The following is an 18,266-nucleotide window of genomic DNA, read 5'->3' on the forward strand; positions in this document are numbered from 1 at the left end:
CCGTAAAACGGGCAGTATAAGGGGAACAGCAGGGAAAAGCAGCCCGACAAGCAGTCGGGCTGAGAGGTTTATCGCACTTCGCCGCAGTTCAGGCAGAAGGCATAGCGGTTTTGCGGATCGTTCAGATTGTCAAACAGGCCGGGCTGATTCTTCATCGCGCTCATCACATCGTACATGGGCGCAGGCAGCCAGGCTTTCATCGTGTCAGGCAGTACGGCCTGAACAGACGCGTTCATCTGATTCAGCATCACGTCAAGGAAGCCGGGATCTTCCTGATACCAGTCAAGCTCTGGCTGGGAAACCTTCGCCAGCTCAGCCGCTTTTTTCACCGCATCGTCAAAATCGCCCAGCGCATCGACCAGACCATTGGCTTTGGCATCGCTGCCCGTCCAGACGTGCCCCTGCGCGATGGCATCGATCTGTTCCGGTGTTTTATGGCGCGATGTCGCCACCAGTCCCACGAAGTTGTGGTAGCCGTTTTCAATGGTCAACTGCATCAGTTGCTGCACTTCCTCAGGCAGCGCTTTGGTGCTTGCGACGTCTGCCAGGGGTGAGGTCGCGACGCCATCGGTATGCACACCAATCGAGGCCAGGCTGTTCTCCAGCGTGTTAATCACGCCAAAGATGCCGATAGAGCCGGTCAGCGTGCTGGGGCTGGCAATAATGTAGCTGGCTGGCGTCGAGATCCAGTAGCCGCCCGAGGCTGCCATACCGCCCATGGAGACCACAATCGGTTTGCCTGCCGCTTTCGCTGCGGCCAGTTCCGAACGAATCGCTTCGGACGCCGTAACGCTGCCGCCCGGGCTGTTCACCCGCAAAATAATGGCCTTGATTTTGGGATCCAGTCGGGCATCGCGAATCTGCGCCGCTGTCGTATCGCCGCCCACATTACCCGGCGTTTCATCACCATCAATGATGGCACCGCTGGCAAGGATCACGGCAATGTTGCCTTTTTGCTGGCTGGCATCCTGTTTAACGTTGTAATCATAAATGCTGACGTTACGGTAATCGTTGTTTTGCTTATCGAAGCCAAATGCCTGGATAAGCGCCTGGTCCGCGTCAGCGCGTGAGCCCAGCACATCGACCAGTTTGTTATCCAGCGCATATTTTCCGGTATCGCCCTTAACGGCCTGCAGACCTGCGATAATAGCGGCAGCGCCAGGGAACAACTGCTCAGGCGTAATCTGGCGGTTAGCAGACACGGTATTCAGGTAATTTTGCCAGAGCTGGCCAATCCATCGGCTATCTGCGTCACGCGCCGCTGGCGACATATCGTCACGCAGGAAGGGCTCAACGGCTGATTTATAGGTGCCCACGCGGAAAACGTGTGAATTGACTTTCAGCTTGTCGAGCAACGTTTTGTAGTAGAGACCGTTGGTGGCAAAGCCGTGCAAATCAACGGTGCCCTGTGGCGACAGATAGATTTTCGTCGCATAGCTGGCAAGGTAGTACTGCGCCTGGCTATAGCTGTCGCCTAAGGCGTAAACAGGCTTACCGCTGTCGCGGAACTCGCGTAACGCTTTACCTACATATTGCAGAGAAGGCTGATCGCCGCCAGCAAAATCACGCAGGTCTAAAACCAGACCTTTAATATTGCTGTCACCTTTGGCCTGACGAATAGCATCCACTACATCAAACAGGGAGTTTTCCTGCAGACGATCGCTACTGGTGCCTAATAACTGACGACCAATTTTGCTCAGACGGTTGCTGACGGAGGGTTTGTCGACCAGCACACCGGTCAAATCCACTTTTAGCGCACCTTGCTGTACCGGGGCGGAGGAACGGCTGCCTGAGCCGCTGATCTGAAGCCAGATCCCCACACAGACAATAATTAAGAAAACAAGAAACAGGTTGAGAATACATTCCCTGATAAAATTCAACACTCGCCAGGTCCAGCGGAACAGACCCGCAATTATTCGCCACAGTGTGCGCATCACATTCTCCATTTTGATATAGCCGGAAATAGCCACCAGGCGGGCCAGGTCTCCGTTAACGACCTCATCCTAAAGAGCAGCGAAACAAAAGTCAGCAGGAAATCACCCTGGACTGTTACAAAAAATCCACTTGTGCCAGGATTACCCGTGCTTTTACTGTCAGGAGAAAAACATGGACGCACTAGAATTACTGGTTAATCGTCGTTCGGCCTCGCGTCTGGCGGAACCGGCCCCCAGCGGTGAAGCGCTGGATAACATCCTGCGCGCGGGCATGCGCGCACCCGATCACGGCGGCCTGCAACCCTGGCGATTTATTATTGTTGAAAATGAAGGCCGCGATCGCCTGAGTCAGCTACTGGAAAAAGCGGCGCGGGACAACCAGATGGATGAGAAAGCCATCAATAAAGCCAGTCAGGCGCCGTTCCGTGCGCCCATGATCATCACCGTCGTGGCGCACTGCGAGATCAATCACAAGGTGCCGCGCTGGGAACAAATCGCCTCTGCCAGCTGTGCCGTGATGGCGATGCAGATGGCTGCTGTCGCCCAGGGCTTTAATGGCATCTGGCGGAGCGGCGTCTGGACCGACGATCCGCAGGTGCGTGAGGCGTTCGGCTGCCGTGAGCAGGACGCGATTGTGGGCTTCCTCTATCTGGGCACGCCGCAGCTTAAGTCCAGCACCACCGTGGTTCATCCCGACACGGCACCCTTCGTCCGCTATTTCTGAACCGCGCGATGCGCGGTAAACTGCGCACGTAATGAGCGAAGCGTTTCCTCGCAAATCCGGCACGCTTATCAGCAGCGTGCCGCCAGGCTACTATAGCGCTGTCTTCACTGGCAGCGCCACGTGCTGTGTCCGGGGAAACCGGCTGCCTGCATCCGATGGCGCCAGGCCGTGATCCTGCACTGTCGTCGCGCACGGGGCAGGCGCTGCCATCATTGTTGTTCGCTGACGTTAAGGATTACCCGATTTAATGCGTTTGTTTATAGCAGAGAAACCCAGCCTCGGACGGGCCATTGCCGATGTGTTACCTAAACCGCACCGCCGCGGTGACGGATTCATTGCCTGTGGCAATGATCAGGTCGTCACCTGGTGCGTAGGGCATTTACTTGAGCAGGCGCAGCCCGATGCTTATGACGGCCGTTATGCACGCTGGTCACTGGCCGATCTGCCCATTATTCCTGAAAAGTGGCGCCTGCAGCCGCGGCCCTCTGTCGCTAAGCAGCTTAAAGTGGTTGAGGGGTTGCTGGCGCAGGCGGACGAAGTGGTTCACGCCGGTGACCCGGATCGGGAAGGGCAACTGTTAGTGGACGAAGTGCTGGATTACCTGCAACTGCCCGCCGAGAAACGCAGTAAGGTGCAGCGCTGCCTGATCAACGATCTCAATCCTCAGGCGGTCGAACGCGCAGTCAGTCGCCTGCGTGAAAACCGTGAGTTTATCCCCCTGTGTGTTTCCGCCCTGGCTCGCGCCCGGGCGGACTGGCTGTATGGCATCAACATGACCCGCGCCTGGACGTTAATGGGCCGTAATGCCGGTTACGATGGCGTATTGTCGGTGGGGCGGGTGCAAACACCCGTGCTGGGGCTGGTGGTGCGCCGCGACGAAGAGATCGAAAACTTTGTGCCGAAAGACTATTTTGAAGTTAAAGCGCATATCGTGACGCCAGATGACATCCGCTTCGTTGCCAACTGGGTCCCCAGTGAAGCCTGTGAGCCCTGGCAGGATGAAGAAGGGCGCTTACTCAAGCGGAGTCTGGCAGAGCATGTGGTTGCCCGCATTACCGGTCAGCCTGCGCGTGTCACCGCATACAGTGATAAGCGCGAAAGCGACACTGCGCCACTCCCGTTTTCGCTCTCGGCACTGCAGATTGAGGCGGCAAAACGCTTTGGCCTGAGCGCGCAGGCGGTGCTGGATATTTGTCAGCGGTTGTATGAAACCCACAAACTGATTACCTATCCCCGTTCCGACAGTCGCTATTTGCCCGATGAGCATTTTGCTGGTCGTCACGCAGTGCTGAATGCCATTCAGGTTCACCAGCCCGATCTGACGCCGCCTGCGGAGTTTGATGCCGATCGTAAAAACCGCTGTTGGGACGACAAAAAAGTGGATGCGCACCATGCCATTATTCCCACAGCACGCGCCAGCGCTGTCAGGCTGAATGACAATGAACAGCAGGTTTATGGCCTGATCGCGCGTCAGTATCTGATGCAGTTCTGCCCGGATGCGATGTTTCGTAAATGCACTATTGAACTGGATATTGCGGGCGGTAAATTCGTGGCGAAGGCCCGCTTTCTGGCTGAGGCGGGCTGGCGTGCTTTGCTGGGCAGTAAAGAGCGTGATGAAGAAAATGACGGCATGCCGCTGCCGGCCGTGGCGGAAGGGGACGTCCTGCTGTGTGAGCACGGCGAGGTGCTGGCCAAGCAAACGCAGCCACCTCGCCATTTTACGGATGCCACGCTTCTGTCAGCCATGACCGGTATCGCGCGTTTTGTTCAGGATAAAGAATTAAAGAAAGTGCTTCGTGCGACCGATGGTTTAGGAACGGAAGCCACGCGCGCGGGGATCATAGAATTATTGTTCCGCCGATCATTTTTACAGAAGAAAGGGCGCTATATTCATTCTACCGACACGGGTAAGGCGTTGATCCATTCGTTACCGGATCTGGCAGCCCGGCCGGACATGACCGCCCAGTGGGAATCGACACTGACACGGATTAGTGAAAAGGCCTGCCGTTATGATGAGTTTATGCAACCGCTGGTGCACACGCTGAGTGGGCTTATTCATCATGCACGGCAGCAACCGCCGGGACAGGCGTTTCGTGGGTTACCGTCCACCGGACAAAAACGTCCGCAGCGCAAAGCACGGCGTAAAACTAAGGAAACCGAATAATGCGTAAAACTGCACTGCTCATGCTGGCCGCACTGATTGTCTGTGGGCCGGCCCAGGCGAATTATCATCCGTCTACAGGCGGAACTAATACGGATGTGATTGTTGATATGCCGCGGGAAGCCTGGACTCAGGGACAAAATAATCAGCAGAACTGTATGCAGTGCTGTATTTTCGAAAACCGTAATTATACCGAGGGCGCAGTCGTGAAATCAGAAGGCGTCCTGTTACAGTGCGCGCGTGACGAAAAATCGCTGGGGACGAACAACCTGATCTGGAAAATAGTGAAATAGAAAACGCGTGGTGGGCGGGCGCACCACGCGTCAGCGCTATCAGAAGCGGAAGGTTGACCAGACCGGGGCATGGTCAGAGGGTTTTTCCATGCCACGAATATCGTAGTCGATACCGCTCTCAATGCAGTGCGAGGCCAGCCCGGTGCTGGCCAGCAGCAGGTCAATGCGCAGACCGCGATTGTCATCGAACCCTTTAGAACGGTAATCGAACCAGGAAAAACGGTCACAGGTATCGGGATTATGCGCACGCCAGGTATCGACCAACCCCCAGCTTAACAGCCTGTCCATCCATTCCCGCTCTTCGGGCAGGAAAGAACACTTACCGGTACGCAGCCAGCGTTTACGGCTGTCTTCGCCAATCCCAATATCCAGGTCGGTGCTGCTGATATTCATATCGCCCATGATCAGCACGGGCTTATCCGCCGTAAGACTCTCGCTCAGATAGCTTTGCAGATCGCGGTAAAATTTTTCTTTGGCCGGAAACTTTGTCGGGTGGTCGCGGCTCTCGCCCTGCGGAAAATAGCCATTTATCACGGTAATATCGCCAATCGGGCTGGGGATTTCAGCCATGATCAGGCGACGCTGCGCATCCTCGCCATCGCCCGGAAACCCCCGACGCACGGAGACCGGCTGAACCTTGGTCAACAGTGCCACACCGTAATGGCCTTTCTGACCGTGATAAAACACGTTGTAGCCCAGCTTAGCCACATCCTCGAGCGGGAACATATCATCATGGACTTTCGTTTCCTGCAGACCAATGACGTCAGGCTGATGCTTCTCGACCAGTGCTTCGAGTTGATGGGGACGTGCCCGCAAGCCGTTAATATTGAATGAAATAAATTTCATGAGATAACCTTCAGCGAATGATAGGCAGGATGGTAGCGATTTTTGCCGGAAATGTCATGACAGAGCAGGGCAATTTCAGCGAGTGGTGGACAGCACGGGCGAGAGAGCACGACACACGGTCAGCGGGAACAGAAAACCAGAGTGGTTTCCAGACGCGTTTACTCAGGCGATGCCCGGCACGAACGCTGAACAAAGGTTCTTATCCCTTTTCGCACAGAACAGGCTGACTGAGTTGCATGTCGGAATGAAGTTGCTATATGCGAGATGGTGGTGGGAGAAGGATGATTCGGCGCGTTGCGCCTCACCCTACGGGCCGCGCTAATGCGCGTTGTCTCGCGGTGCCCGACGCGAACCCTGGTCGAAGGTTCTCATCCCTCTCCATGCAGAACAGGCTGACTGAGTTGCATGTCGGAATGAAGTTGCTAAATGCGAGATGGTGGTGGGAGAAGGATTCGAACCTTCGAAGTCTGTGACGGCAGATTTACAGTCTGCTCCCTTTGGCCGCTCGGGAATCCCACCGGGGATGATTTGTAGGCTCAGGCAGCAGATTCAGATGGTGGTGGGAGAAGGATTCGAACCTTCGAAGTCTGTGACGGCAGATTTACAGTCTGCTCCCTTTGGCCGCTCGGGAATCCCACCAGGGACTGAATTGTTGTGCTCTGAAGCGGGGCGCATCATACCAAATGGATTCAGACTGTAAAGCGGACTCAGGTAAATCACGAACCGTTTGCCCACTTTTTACGCGTAGCGCTGGAATGTCAGCCAGTCCAGCGCCCGTGGCGGTTAAAGAATAATCGTACGGTTGCCGTAAACAAACACACGCTGACCCAGCACTTTATCTAACGCGCGGCTCAGCACATTCTTTTCTACATCACGTCCGGCACGCATCATCTCTTCTGCTGTATAGCTGTGATCGACGTTGATGACGTCCTGCATAATGATCGGACCTTCATCCAGGTTGTCATTAACGTAGTGCGCCGTCGCACCAATGATTTTAACGCCGCGTTCATAAGCCTGGTGATAAGGGCGTGCGCCGATAAAGGCAGGCAGGAACGAGTGATGAATATTGATGATCTGATTCGGGTAGCGCTGGACGAAGCCCGGCGTCAGCACGCGCATATATTTGGCAAGCACGACATAATCTGGCTGGTAACGATCAATTTCGTCCGCCATCTTATTATCATGCTCTTCCCGCGAAAGCCCTTCATGACTGACCAACACAAACGGAATATCAAAACGCTCGACCAGCGAGCGCAGCGTTTCATGGTTACCGATGACGGCGGCTATTTCCATATCCAGCCCGCCAAACGCGCTCTTCATCAGCAGGTCGCCCAGGCAGTGGGCTTCTTTGGTGACCAGAATAACGACGCGGCGACGGCCTGCGCTGTGCAGTTCACGTACCGAGCCCTGAGGAAGGGCGCTGTCGAGATCGGCCAGTAAAGTATTGTCGTTAAAAATCCCTTCCAGCTCTGTGCGCATGAAAAAACGCCCGGTGCGATGATCAACAAACTCATTGTTTTGCACGATATTCAGTTCGTGCTTGTAACAAATATTGGTGATTTTGGCGATCAGACCTTTTGCATCGGGACAAATGGTTCGTAAAACTTTTCTTTGCATGGTTTGCGCTTGCATCTCAATCAGAGTCCTGTCAAAGCATTAAGGGTAAAACCGTTACGCAGGCAACTGCCTTAACCGCAACATTTTTTGTATTTTTTGTCGGCGCCACATGGACAGCGATCGTTGCGCCCGATGGCGGGCGTCATTCCGTCGACATAGTACCAGCGACTGTCCTCGCGAAGAAAGCGTGAACGCTCGTACATCGCCCGATTAACACCGTTTTCAGCAAAACGTGCAAAAAAAGTGACGAAAGATTCGTCTTTGTGGCGCCCCTCATCACAACGTGTGATGTTCAGGCTGAGCCATTCAGTACCCGCGAAACTTTCAGTCACTAAGTCAGCCAGCGCCGGAACGCGGCTGGTGGGATGCCAGGTGGCGACGAGGTAATCGACGTCTTGTTTGACATAAGCGCAGTAGCGGGAGCGCATAAGTTGTTCAGCTGATAAGGGAATTTCTGTTCCTTTAACAAAGGGCTGACAACATAGGCTATACTGCTTGCCGCTACAGCATGGGCAAGATTCGGACACACATTCTCCTGTTAATAACAGTGATTGTTAATGATATCGTTTACTTTATCCGACCCACGCGTGTGATGCCATGTATTGACGCCAGGACCCGAGTAAGATGAGAAAGCAAAAAATTGGATTGGCTCTGGGTTCCGGTGCCGCCAAAGGATGGGCGCATATTGGCGTTATCGAAGCGTTGGAGAGCGCAGGTATCAACATTGATGTCGTGGCAGGCTGTTCCATCGGTGCACTGGTGGGCGCAGCTTACGTCAATCATCGTCTCCCGCACATGAAAAAGTGGGTGAGTGCGTTTAGCTACTGGGATGTCATCCGTCTGATGGATCTGTCCTGGCAGCGAGGCGGACTGTTACGCGGAGAACGGGTATTCAACCATGTCCGGCAACTCATTATGCACGACGCGATTGAATCGTGCGGAAAGCCGTTTGGTGTGGTGGCAACCAATTTAAGTACCGGTCGCGAGCTGTGGCTGACCGAGGGTGAATTACATCAGGCGGTACGTGCGTCCTGCAGTATGCCAGGTTTATTACCGCCCGTCGGCTACAATGGATATTGGCTGGTGGATGGTGCGGTGGTGAATCCGGTACCGATCTCCCTGACGCGCGCGCTGGGGGCGGATATCGTGATTGCTGTCGATCTTCAGCACGACGCGCATCTGATGCCGCAGAATGCGATGGCGCTGACGCCCCAGAGTTCAGAAGAACATGCGGCGGCTGTGGCGCTCAATCTCGACTGGCGTGGGAAACTGCGACAGCGTCTGGTCAATTTTACGCAGCGCCGGGCCTCGCAAATGCCGGGCGCCATGGAGATCATGGCCACGTCCATCCAGGTGCTGGAAAATCGCCTGAAGCGAAACCGGATGGCAGGCGATCCGCCTGATGTGCTTATCCAGCCATTTTGTCCACAGATATCCACGTTGGATTTTCATCGTGCAGAAGAAGCAATTGCGGCTGGGAAGGTTGCCGTTGAGAAACAAATGGATGAATTATTACCGCTGGTCCGTAGAAGATAATCTGGTTGTTCACGCACAGATGTTACTTCGGTCTATTCTGAAAGGCGCAACTGCGTTTTATGAACCACTATTGATTTATCGGGTACGCAGGGGGATGGAATGGAAAAACCACTGATCGGCAAAAAGATACTCATTGTCGAAGATGAGGCCGTTTTCCGTTCGCTTTTAAACCAGTTTTTAACATCAATGGGGGCCGTCACTGTTGAGGCTGAAGATGGTCTGGAAGCTATTGAGCAACTGGATAAACATGCCGTCGAACTGGTGATTTGTGACCTGGAAATGCCGCGCATGAACGGAATTCAGTTTGTCGAACATCTGCGCAGCCACGGCAATACCCTGCCCATTCTGATAATTTCCGCGACCGAAAATATGTCCGACATCGCGCAGGTTTTACGTCTGGGCGTACAGGATGTGTTGCTAAAACCCCTGAAGAATTTTGAACGTTTCCGTGAAGCGGTATACGAATGCCTCTATCCGTCGATGTTTACCTCGAAAGTCGAGGAAGATGAACAGCTGTTTCAGGACTGGGATGCATTGGTGCGCGATCCTTCCGCTGCGGCAAAATTACTGAAAGAACTGCAGCCCCCGGTCCAGCAGCGCATTGCCCATTGTCGGGTAAATTATCGCCAGTTAACCATGGCAGAGCAGCCCGGGCTGGTGCTGGATATTGCGGCGTTATCTGACAAAGATTTGGCTTTTTATTGTCTCGATGTCACCCGTGCGGGCGACAACGGCGTGCTGGCGGCTTTATTATTGCGCGCCCTGTTTAACGGATTATTACAAGAACAGTTATCAGGACAGAAACAGCGATTACCTGAGTTAAGCAGTTTACTCAGACAGGTTAATCTGCTGCTACGGCAGGCGAATTTAACCGGACAGTTCCCTCTGTTAGTTGGGTACTACCATCGCGGATTAAAAAACCTGGTGCTGGTTTCTGCTGGCCTGAATGCCACATTACATGTTCAGGCCCATCAAATTCAACTCAGTAATGGCGTTCCGCTTGGCACTATGGGCAGTACGCATATTAACCAGATTAGCCAGCGTGCGGACGACTGGCAGTGCCATATTTGGGGCGCCGGGGGCCGTATACGACTGATGTTATCGTCTGAGCAATAAACACCGAAGGGTAATTTATACTTACCCGCAAGACAGTGCCAGAAGTTAGCTTTACACTTGGGTAATAGTCTTAAATTCTACGGATAGATGCCTTCCAGGATAAATCCGTTCGCGAGTAACTGATATACTCATTTCCGAATTTAAACCGACATATCAAGCATTAAAACTTGAACGGCCTATAAGAGAGGTATTTTGATGTCTGCCTATAAGACCAAAGTTAAAAAAGCGGTAATCCCGGTAGCAGGTTTGGGTACGCGTATGCTTCCTGCGACGAAAGCGATTCCAAAAGAAATGTTACCGCTGGTTGATAAGCCGTTAATTCAGTATGTCGTTAACGAGTGTATTGCTGCGGGTATCAATGAAATTGTGCTGGTAACCCACTCGTCTAAGAACGCCATTGAAAACCATTTTGATACCAGTTTCGAACTGGAGTCGATGCTGGAAAAACGCGTTAAGCGTCAGTTGCTGGATGAAATTCAGTCCATCTGCCCTCCACACGTGACCATCATGCAGGTCCGTCAGGGCATCGCTAAAGGCCTGGGCCACGCGGTAATGTGCGCGCACCCGCTGGTCGGCGATGAGCCTGTTGCCGTCATCCTGCCTGATGTGATCATCGACGAATATGAATCAAACCCAACCAAAGATAACCTGGCAGAAATGCTGAGCCGTTATGAAGAGTCTGGCCGCAGCCAGATCATGGTTGAGCCTGTCAGTGATGTAACCGCTTATGGTGTTGTTGACTGCAAGGGCGCAGAACTGAACCCGGGCGACAGCGCACCGATGGTCAGTGTGGTTGAGAAACCAAAAGCGTCTGAAGCGCCTTCTAATCTGGCTGTGGTGGGGCGTTATGTTCTGTCCGCAGATATCTGGCCACTGCTGGCAAAAACGCCTCCAGGTGCAGGCGGTGAAGTACAGCTCACGGATTCTATCGCCATGCTGATGGAAAAAGAGACCGTTGAAGCTTACCACCTGAAAGGGGTCAGCCATGACTGCGGTAACAAACTGGGATACATGCAGGCTTTCGTCGAATATGGTGTTCGCCATCCGGTGCTGGGCAAAGAGTTCTCTGAGTGGCTCAATAAAACCGTTAGCGATTAAAAATTTAAAACACAGGATAGCGTAATGAAAGTCACTGTATTTGGTATCGGCTATGTCGGTCTGGTTCAGGCTGCGGTGTTGGCCGAAGTCGGACATGACGTTCTCTGTATTGATGTCGATGAAAAAAAGGTTGAGAACCTCAAAAAGGGTCAGATTCCTATTTTTGAACCGGGCCTGACGCCGCTGGTTAAGTCTAACTATGAATCCGGTCGCCTGAAGTTCAGCACCGATGCTGCACTGGGCGTTAACCATGGCGTGATGCAGTTTATCGCCGTAGGCACACCGCCTGATGAAGATGGTTCGGCCGATCTGAAATATGTTACTGCCGTGGCACGCACCATTGCTCAGCATATGACCGATCATAAAGTGGTCATCGATAAATCTACCGTACCGGTTGGAACGGCTGACAGAGTCCGTGCGGTCATGACGGAAACCCTGCAGGCGCGTGATGCCAATATCAGCTTTGATGTAGTATCCAACCCCGAGTTCCTGAAAGAAGGGGCGGCGGTTGCTGACTGTATGCGTCCCGAGCGCATCGTTGTCGGCACGGATAATGATGCTGTCGTGGAACTGTTGCGTGAGCTCTATGAGCCCTTCAACCGCAACCACGATCGTATGATCCTGATGGATATTCGCAGTGCAGAGCTGACGAAGTACGCTGCCAACTGTATGCTGGCGACCAAAATCAGCTTTATGAATGAAATTTCCAATCTCGCGGAACGTTTAGGTGCGGATATCGAAAAAGTGCGCCAGGGGATTGGTTCTGACTCACGTATCGGCTATCACTTTATCTATCCTGGCTGCGGTTATGGCGGTTCCTGTTTCCCGAAAGATGTGCAGGCGCTCATTCGTACGGCGGAATCCATTGGCTATACACCACGTCTGTTAAAAGCGGTGGAAGACGTCAATGACAGCCAGAAAACTAAGCTGCCCGCCTTTATCAAACGTCATTTTGGTGACGATCTGAAAGGGAAGACGTTTGCGCTGTGGGGACTGTCGTTCAAACCGAATACCGACGATATGCGTGAAGCATCGAGCCGTGTATTGATGGAAGCGCTGTGGGAAGCAGGTGCGTCTGTACAGGCTTTCGATCCGGAAGCGATGGATGAAGCACAACGCATCTACGGTCACCGCGACGATTTGAAGCTGATGGGCACCAAAGAATCAGCATTACAGGGCGCAGATGGCCTGGTAATTTGCACTGAGTGGCAAAATTTCCGTGCCCCTGACTTCGACGTGATCAAAAATGCACTGAAACAACCCGTGATTTTTGATGGACGTAACCTGTATGATCCAGAGCGTCTCAGCAAACGCGGCTTCGTTTATTACGCTATTGGCCGCGGAGCGTCCATCCAGGCTGTGTGATTAATGAGGGATTTATGAATTTTCTGGTAACCGGCGCAGCAGGCTTTATTGGCTTCCATGTGAGCCAACGCCTGTTGGCCGCCGGTCACCAGGTTGTCGGTATTGACAACCTGAATGACTATTATGATGTCAGCCTCAAACAAGCCCGTCTTGATTTGATCGGCGACAACCCATCTTTTACGTTTGTTAAAACCGATTTGGCCGACCGTCAGGCCATTGCAGCACTTTTCGAACAGCACAAATTTCAGCGCGTTATCCACCTGGCCGCTCAGGCTGGTGTGCGCTATTCACTTGAAAACCCGCATGCGTATGTGGATGCCAATGTTATTGGGCATCTGAATATTCTTGAAGGGTGCCGTCATCATCGTGTTGAACATCTGCTCTATGCGTCGTCCAGCTCCGTTTATGGACTGAACAGTAAGCTGCCGTTTTCTACGGAAGACAGTGTCGATCATCCGGTGTCATTGTATGCCGCGACCAAAAAAGCCAATGAGCTGATGTCGCACACCTATTCGCATCTGTATCAGTTACCCACCACCGGTTTACGTTTCTTCACTGTATACGGTCCCTGGGGACGCCCCGATATGGCCTTGTTTAAATTTACCCGGGCTATGATTGCGGGTGAGGCAATTGACGTCTATAACCAGGGTAAAATGCAACGCGATTTCACCTATATCGATGATGTTGTCGAGGCCATTATTCGTCTGCAGGATCGTATTCCGCAGCCGGATGAAAGTTGGACAGTAGAGAGCGGGTCTGCCGCGTCGAGTTCAGCGCCGTATCGTATTTACAATTTAGGCAATAGTCAGCCGATGAGCCTGATTCGCTATATTGAAGCGATTGAAAAAGCATTAGGTGTAACGGCAAATAAAAATCTGATGCCAATGCAACCCGGTGACGTGTTAGCTACCAGCGCAGATACTAGCGATTTATTTAACGCTGTCGGCTTTAAACCGCAAACAGGCGTGGATGAAGGTGTCAGACGTTTTGTTGACTGGTACCGAAACTTTTATTCGGTATAAAAACAAAAAGGAAGCGACCGCTTCCTTTTTTTTCTGGTATTGGTAATCAGGTCGCTAAAATGAAGCCAGCAAAGCCTAAAGCACGCCAGGATTTACAGCAAAAAGTCGTCTAACTGCTTACCATGTTGTTCCATGGCTTTTTTGATTGCTGCTGGTGTACGTCCCTGACCGGTCCAGGTTTTGGTCTCCCCGTTTTCATCAACAAACTGATATTTGGCAGGGCGGGCAGCACGTTTGGCTTTGCCAGACGTTTTGGACTCTGACAATGCGTTGAATAACTCATTGGGATCGATTCCATCCGCTAAAAGCATATCGCGATATTGCTCAAGTTTACGCGCACGCTCTTCCGTTTCTGCTTTAGAATGTGACGCTTCATCGCGGCGTTCATTTACTACGACTTCAAACTTTTCCAGCATTTCTTCCAGTGTTTCCAAAGAACACTCTCTGGCCTGGGCACGCAGCGTGCGGATATTATTAAGATTTTTTAGTGCTTCGCTCATTGTCCTGATCTCTGAATAATGAATAGGAGAGTTGTTCTGCCCGCTAATAGTAGTGGTGGGGGGAAATAACTTCAACATTAAATTAATTTTTAGCTTTAAAAGTTCAAAGATGAATTTATTAAATTATAAATTCCGCCAGATAAAGCGCGATGTAAGGACCAATGAAACGTTGATGTTTAACCGGCAACCTATAAAGCCCTGACACGGTTCAATGAAAATAAAGCTTAACGCTATACTGTCTTTAATATTCATATAGTCAAAAATAATGCGCTGCCGTTGCAGGACAGGCAATACCCGACGCTGGCTCTCGTCTGAACGTAACGGGCTGAAAATCAACACGGCATTGCCGGTCAGATATGGTAAAATCGCACTTATTTTGTTTCATCCACACCGGGATATCGTGCCAATGGCTCAACTCTATTTCTACTATTCGGCAATGAACGCGGGTAAATCAACCGCGCTTTTGCAGTCTTCCTATAATTATCAGGAGCGCGGTATGCGGACCCTGGTTTATACCGCTGAGATTGATAATCGCTTTGGTACCGGTAAAGTCAGTTCACGCATTGGCTTGTCATCACCGGCCGTTCTTTATAATGCCGAAAGCCAGCTGGATGTGGAAATTGCACAAGAGCATGCGCGCCAGCCCGTACACTGTGTGTTAGTGGATGAAAGTCAGTTTCTGACACGGGAACAGGTGAAGGCCTTGTCTGACGTGGTGGATAATCTGGATATTCCGGTGCTGTGTTATGGGTTAAGAACCGACTTTCTGGGAGAATTGTTTACCGGTAGCCAGTATCTGCTGGCCTGGGCCGATAAACTGGTGGAGCTTAAAACCGTATGTCACTGCGGACGTAAAGCGGGCATGGTGCTACGTCTCGACAGCGAAGGCAAACCCTTCCGGGAAGGGGAGCAGGTGGTGATTGGCGGCAATGAGCGCTATATCTCGGTGTGCCGTAAGCACTATAAAAAAGCGATTGAGCAGGGCTGTTTGCAGGCTATCCACGGCGCGCAAACGCCAGTCGCGTAATCCTGTTCCTCACCTCAGGTTCACGCAGTCGCAAAAATCTTTCCTGGTGAACCTCATTCGTCTCTTTATCTTTATGGCGACCTGGGTGTCGGTCTGTTCGTGTGTGGTAGCGATTGCACTATTGCACATTCACTGACAGCGGGCGAACAGCCTGCTTATCCTCAACAGCCATAAAAAACCCCCCTTGTGACCGAGCCACAAGGGGGATGGCGCACCCGCGCTAACGGGCTTGTTCCTGATTAGGCTTTTTTGACCTTTTTAGCGGCTTTGATATCGCTGACGGGTTGATTCAGGGGCTGTTCAACCTGGGCATAAGGCTCAACAAATTTGCGGCCGTAGTAACTGTCCAGCATGATCTGTTTCAGTTCAGCAATTAACGGATAACGTGGGTTAGCACCGGTACACTGATCGTCGAACGCATCCTCAGCCAGTTTGTCCACTTTCGCCAGAAAATCCGCTTCCTGCACGCCAGCTTCACGAATCGAGGCGGGAATACCCAGTTCCGTTTTAATTTCATCCAGCCAGACCAGCAGTTTCTCAATTTTCTGAGCAGTACGATCGCCTGTGGCGGTCAAACCAAGATGATCGGCGATTTCCGCATAGCGACGGCGCGCCTGTGGACGATCATACTGACTGAATGCAGTCTGTTTGGTCGGGTTGTCATTTGCGTTATAACGAATGACGTTGGAAATCAGCAGCGAGTTAGCCAGTCCGTGGGGAATATGGAACTCGGAACCCAGTTTATGGGCCATCGAGTGACATACGCCGAGGAAGGCGTTGGCAAAGGCAATACCGGCAATGGTGGCGGCATTGTGCACACGTTCACGCGCAACCGGATTTTTGGCGCCTTCGGCATAACTGGCGGGCAGGTTCTCTTTCAGCAACTTAAGCGCCTGCAGTGCCTGACCATCAGAATACTCATTCGCCAGAACGGAAACATAGGCTTCCAGTGCATGGGTAACCGCATCCAGACCGCCAAAGGCGCAGAGTGAACGCGGCATATCCATCACGAGGTTCGCATCCACAATGGCCATATCCGGGGTCAGTGCATAATCTGCCAGCGGATATTTTTGACCGGTGGCATCATCCGTGACCACCGCAAACGGGGTCACTTCTGAACCGGTGCCGGAGGTAGTGGTGATGGCTACCATGCGGGCTTTGACGCCCATTTTCGGGAACTTATAGATACGTTTACGAATATCCATAAAGCGTAATGCCAGCTCTTCGAAGTGGGTTTCGGGATGCTCATACATCACCCACATGATTTTCGCCGCATCCATTGGCGAGCCGCCGCCCAGCGCAATGATCACATCGGGTTTAAAGCTGTGCATTTGCTCTGCGCCTTTGCGAACAATGCTCAGTGTTGGGTCTGCTTCGACCTCGAAGAACACTTCCGTTTCAATACCGTGGGATTTCAGGACGCGGGTAACCTGGTCGGCATAGCCGTTATTGAACAGGAAGCGGTCAGTCACAACAAATGCACGTTTCGCGCCGTCGGTGGCGACCTCTTCTAAGGCGACAGGCAATGACCCACGACGGAAATAGATAGATTTCGGAAGTTTATGCCACAACATATTTTCAGCTCGCTTGGCGACGGTTTTCTTATTGATCAGATGTTTAGGTCCGACGTTTTCGGAAATTGAGTTACCTCCCCAGGAGCCACAACCCAGCGTCAACGAAGGCGCGAGTTTGAAGTTATATAAATCGCCAATCCCACCCTGAGAAGCGGGGGTATTAATCAGGATACGGGCCGTTTTCATTTTGTCGCCAAAATAGTGGACGCGTGCGGACTGGTTATCCTGATCCGTGTACAGGCAGGAGGTGTGGCCAATGCCGCCCATGGCGACCAGTTTTTCCGCTTTACTGACGGCGTCTTCGTAATCTTTAGCCCGGTACATCGCCAGCGTTGGCGACAGTTTTTCATGGGCAAAAGGTTCGGATTCGTCGACCCGTTCAACTTCGCCAATCAGAATTTTGGTATCGGTTGGTACCGTAATGCCCGCCATCTCAGCAATTTTTACTGCGGGCTGGCCCACAATCGCGGCGTTGAGGCCGCCATTTTTCAGGATAATATTCTGAACCGCCTGAAGTTCATGGCCCTGCAGCAGGTAGCCACCATGACTGGCGAAACGTGCCCGAACGGCATCGTAGATCGCATCGACAACAATAACGGACTGCTCTGAGGCACAAATCACCCCGTTATCAAACGTTTTCGACATCAGGATGGACGCCACCGCGCGTTTAACATCTGCCGTTTCATCAATCACGACAGGTGTATTCCCGGCACCGACACCAATAGCCGGTTTGCCGGAACTGTAAGCGGCTTTCACCATGCCCGGTCCACCTGTGGCAAGAATCAGATTGATTTCCGGGTGGTGCATCAGCTGATTCGACAGCTCAACAGAGGGCGCATCGATCCAGCCGATAATGTCTTTAGGGGCGCCAGCAGCAATCGCGGCCTGCAGCACAATATCGGCGGCTTTATTGGTGGCATCTTTGGCGCGAGGATGCGGCGAGAAGATAATACCGTTGCGGGTTTTAAGGCTGATCAGAGCTTTGAAGATGGCGGTAGAGGTGGGGTTGGTGGTCGGGACGATCCCACAAATCAGGCCGATGGGTTCGGCAATCGTAATGGTGCCAAAGGTATCATCGGTTTCCAGTACGCCGCAGGTTTTATCATCCTTATAGGCGTTATAAATATATTCGGACGCAAAGTGATTTTTGATGACTTTGTCTTCGACAATGCCCATGCCCGATTCTGCGACCGCCATCTTCGCTAAGGGAATACGGGCATCAGCAGCGGCCAGTGCGGCTGCGCGGAAAATAGCATCGACTTGTTGTTGAGAAAAACTGGCGAACGCTTGCTGGGCTTTTTTTACCCGTTCAACCAGTGCATTGAGTTCAGCGACATTAGTAACGGCCATTGTGATCTCCTGAGGAAGTTAAACTTTTTTAGGAAACAAGCCTGAACGGAAAGTATAGCCAGGGTAAAAACCGCTCAATCACGGAGCATGAAAGTGCGGTTTT

General features: G+C 52.3%; 15 protein-coding genes, 2 tRNA genes and 1 other RNA gene. 9 read left to right on the forward strand and 9 right to left on the reverse strand.

Going from position 1 to position 18,266, the window contains the following annotated elements; all coding sequences use genetic code 11:
- Nucleotides 1-68: 68 nt before the first annotated feature.
- Nucleotides 69-1,934 carry a signal peptide peptidase SppA gene (gene sppA / locus GC090_RS09305; protein WP_164482011.1) on the reverse strand — a complete coding sequence of 622 codons (1,866 nt, stop codon included), beginning with the start codon at nucleotides 1,932-1,934 and terminating at the stop codon, nucleotides 69-71.
- A 172-nt stretch (nucleotides 1,935-2,106) separates the two neighbouring features.
- Between sppA and GC090_RS09310 the strand changes: the two genes are divergently transcribed.
- From GC090_RS09310 to GC090_RS09320, 3 genes are all read left to right on the forward strand, one after another.
- Complete coding sequence (locus GC090_RS09310; RefSeq protein WP_006119410.1) at nucleotides 2,107-2,658, forward strand: NAD(P)H nitroreductase; 552 nt, start codon at nucleotides 2,107-2,109, stop codon at nucleotides 2,656-2,658.
- Nucleotides 2,659-2,905: 247 nt separating this feature from the next.
- Nucleotides 2,906-4,822 (forward strand): DNA topoisomerase III, encoded by a 1,917-nt coding sequence (locus tag GC090_RS09315; protein ID WP_324021435.1) that lies wholly within the window; start codon nucleotides 2,906-2,908, stop codon nucleotides 4,820-4,822.
- Nucleotides 4,822-5,112 carry a YnjH family protein gene (locus GC090_RS09320; RefSeq protein WP_006119407.1) on the forward strand — a complete coding sequence of 97 codons (291 nt, stop codon included), beginning with the start codon at nucleotides 4,822-4,824 and terminating at the stop codon, nucleotides 5,110-5,112. Before GC090_RS09315 ends, GC090_RS09320 begins: the two co-directional genes overlap by 1 nt.
- 39 nt (nucleotides 5,113-5,151) lie before the next feature.
- Here the strand turns inward: GC090_RS09320 and xthA are convergent, their stop codons facing one another.
- The 6 genes from xthA to GC090_RS09350 all read right to left on the reverse strand — a co-directional run bounded on the left by xthA (nucleotide 5,152) and on the right by GC090_RS09350 (nucleotide 8,102).
- Entirely contained in the window at nucleotides 5,152-5,958 is an 807-nt protein-coding gene (gene xthA, locus GC090_RS09325) for an exodeoxyribonuclease III (RefSeq protein WP_054633684.1), read from the reverse strand.
- 265 nt (nucleotides 5,959-6,223) lie between these two features.
- A non-coding RNA gene (locus GC090_RS09330) (RtT sRNA) lies at nucleotides 6,224-6,351 on the reverse strand.
- Nucleotides 6,352-6,392: 41 nt separating this feature from the next.
- Nucleotides 6,393-6,477 (reverse strand) — tRNA-Tyr (locus GC090_RS09335).
- 35 nt (nucleotides 6,478-6,512) lie between these two features.
- Nucleotides 6,513-6,597: transfer RNA gene (locus GC090_RS09340), tRNA-Tyr, on the reverse strand.
- Nucleotides 6,598-6,741: 144 nt separating this feature from the next.
- Complete coding sequence (purU, locus tag GC090_RS09345; protein ID WP_006119405.1) at nucleotides 6,742-7,590, reverse strand: formyltetrahydrofolate deformylase; 849 nt, start codon at nucleotides 7,588-7,590, stop codon at nucleotides 6,742-6,744.
- 56 nt (nucleotides 7,591-7,646) lie between these two features.
- Nucleotides 7,647-8,102 carry a YchJ family protein gene (locus tag GC090_RS09350; protein ID WP_006119404.1) on the reverse strand — a complete coding sequence of 152 codons (456 nt, stop codon included), beginning with the start codon at nucleotides 8,100-8,102 and terminating at the stop codon, nucleotides 7,647-7,649.
- A gap of 97 nt (nucleotides 8,103-8,199) precedes the next feature.
- Between GC090_RS09350 and rssA the strand changes: the two genes are divergently transcribed.
- From rssA to GC090_RS09375, 5 genes are all read left to right on the forward strand, one after another.
- Entirely contained in the window at nucleotides 8,200-9,111 is a 912-nt protein-coding gene (gene rssA, locus GC090_RS09355; RefSeq protein ID WP_172912560.1) for a patatin-like phospholipase RssA, read from the forward strand.
- A gap of 99 nt (nucleotides 9,112-9,210) precedes the next feature.
- A complete protein-coding gene (gene rssB, locus GC090_RS09360; protein ID WP_039343034.1) occupies nucleotides 9,211-10,227 on the forward strand; it encodes a two-component system response regulator RssB in 1,017 nt (338 codons plus the stop codon).
- A 195-nt stretch (nucleotides 10,228-10,422) separates the two neighbouring features.
- Entirely contained in the window at nucleotides 10,423-11,325 is a 903-nt protein-coding gene (gene galU / locus GC090_RS09365) for a UTP--glucose-1-phosphate uridylyltransferase GalU (RefSeq protein WP_324021437.1), read from the forward strand.
- A 24-nt stretch (nucleotides 11,326-11,349) separates the two neighbouring features.
- Nucleotides 11,350-12,690: a UDP-glucose dehydrogenase family protein gene (locus GC090_RS09370; RefSeq protein ID WP_006119399.1), complete on the forward strand. Its 1,341-nt coding sequence runs from the start codon at nucleotides 11,350-11,352 to the stop codon at nucleotides 12,688-12,690.
- A 14-nt stretch (nucleotides 12,691-12,704) separates the two neighbouring features.
- The gene (locus GC090_RS09375) at nucleotides 12,705-13,712 is read left to right on the forward strand and encodes an NAD-dependent epimerase (RefSeq protein WP_006119398.1); all 1,008 of its coding nucleotides are present in this window, start codon (nucleotides 12,705-12,707) and stop codon (nucleotides 13,710-13,712) included.
- A 92-nt stretch (nucleotides 13,713-13,804) separates the two neighbouring features.
- On the opposite strand, the gene hns is transcribed toward GC090_RS09375, so the two are convergent.
- Nucleotides 13,805-14,212 carry a histone-like nucleoid-structuring protein H-NS gene (hns, locus tag GC090_RS09380; protein ID WP_033741865.1) on the reverse strand — a complete coding sequence of 136 codons (408 nt, stop codon included), beginning with the start codon at nucleotides 14,210-14,212 and terminating at the stop codon, nucleotides 13,805-13,807.
- A 406-nt stretch (nucleotides 14,213-14,618) separates the two neighbouring features.
- On the opposite strand from hns, the gene tdk reads away from it, so the two are divergent.
- On the forward strand, nucleotides 14,619-15,239 hold the full coding sequence (tdk, locus tag GC090_RS09385; protein WP_006119396.1) for a thymidine kinase: 621 nt from the start codon (nucleotides 14,619-14,621) through the stop codon (nucleotides 15,237-15,239).
- A 239-nt stretch (nucleotides 15,240-15,478) separates the two neighbouring features.
- On the opposite strand, the gene adhE is transcribed toward tdk, so the two are convergent.
- Nucleotides 15,479-18,163 carry a bifunctional acetaldehyde-CoA/alcohol dehydrogenase gene (gene adhE / locus GC090_RS09390; protein ID WP_324021439.1) on the reverse strand — a complete coding sequence of 895 codons (2,685 nt, stop codon included), beginning with the start codon at nucleotides 18,161-18,163 and terminating at the stop codon, nucleotides 15,479-15,481.
- Nucleotides 18,164-18,266 lie beyond the last annotated feature (103 nt).

This window comes from Pantoea sp. JZ29 (genome assembly GCF_035190385.1).
Taxonomy (GTDB): domain Bacteria; phylum Pseudomonadota; class Gammaproteobacteria; order Enterobacterales; family Enterobacteriaceae; genus Pantoea; species Pantoea stewartii.

Bases quoted from the DNA above. Each gene is read 5' to 3' on its own strand.
- sppA (WP_164482011.1), bottom strand. From the start codon at position 1,934: ATGCGCACACTGTGGCGAATAATTGCGGGTCTGTTCCGCTGGACCTGG.
- GC090_RS09310 (WP_006119410.1), top strand. From the start codon at position 2,107: ATGGACGCACTAGAATTACTGGTTAATCGTCGTTCGGCCTCGCGTCTG.
- GC090_RS09315 (WP_324021435.1), top strand. From the start codon at position 2,906: ATGCGTTTGTTTATAGCAGAGAAACCCAGCCTCGGACGGGCCATTGCC.
- GC090_RS09320 (WP_006119407.1), top strand. From the start codon at position 4,822: ATGCGTAAAACTGCACTGCTCATGCTGGCCGCACTGATTGTCTGTGGG.
- xthA (WP_054633684.1), bottom strand. From the start codon at position 5,958: ATGAAATTTATTTCATTCAATATTAACGGCTTGCGGGCACGTCCCCAT.
- purU (WP_006119405.1), bottom strand. From the start codon at position 7,590: ATGCAAGCGCAAACCATGCAAAGAAAAGTTTTACGAACCATTTGTCCC.
- rssA (WP_172912560.1), top strand. From the start codon at position 8,200: ATGAGAAAGCAAAAAATTGGATTGGCTCTGGGTTCCGGTGCCGCCAAA.
- rssB (WP_039343034.1), top strand. From the start codon at position 9,211: ATGGAAAAACCACTGATCGGCAAAAAGATACTCATTGTCGAAGATGAG.
- galU (WP_324021437.1), top strand. From the start codon at position 10,423: ATGTCTGCCTATAAGACCAAAGTTAAAAAAGCGGTAATCCCGGTAGCA.
- GC090_RS09370 (WP_006119399.1), top strand. From the start codon at position 11,350: ATGAAAGTCACTGTATTTGGTATCGGCTATGTCGGTCTGGTTCAGGCT.
- GC090_RS09375 (WP_006119398.1), top strand. From the start codon at position 12,705: ATGAATTTTCTGGTAACCGGCGCAGCAGGCTTTATTGGCTTCCATGTG.
- hns (WP_033741865.1), bottom strand. From the start codon at position 14,212: ATGAGCGAAGCACTAAAAAATCTTAATAATATCCGCACGCTGCGTGCC.
- tdk (WP_006119396.1), top strand. From the start codon at position 14,619: ATGGCTCAACTCTATTTCTACTATTCGGCAATGAACGCGGGTAAATCA.
- adhE (WP_324021439.1), bottom strand. From the start codon at position 18,163: ATGGCCGTTACTAATGTCGCTGAACTCAATGCACTGGTTGAACGGGTA.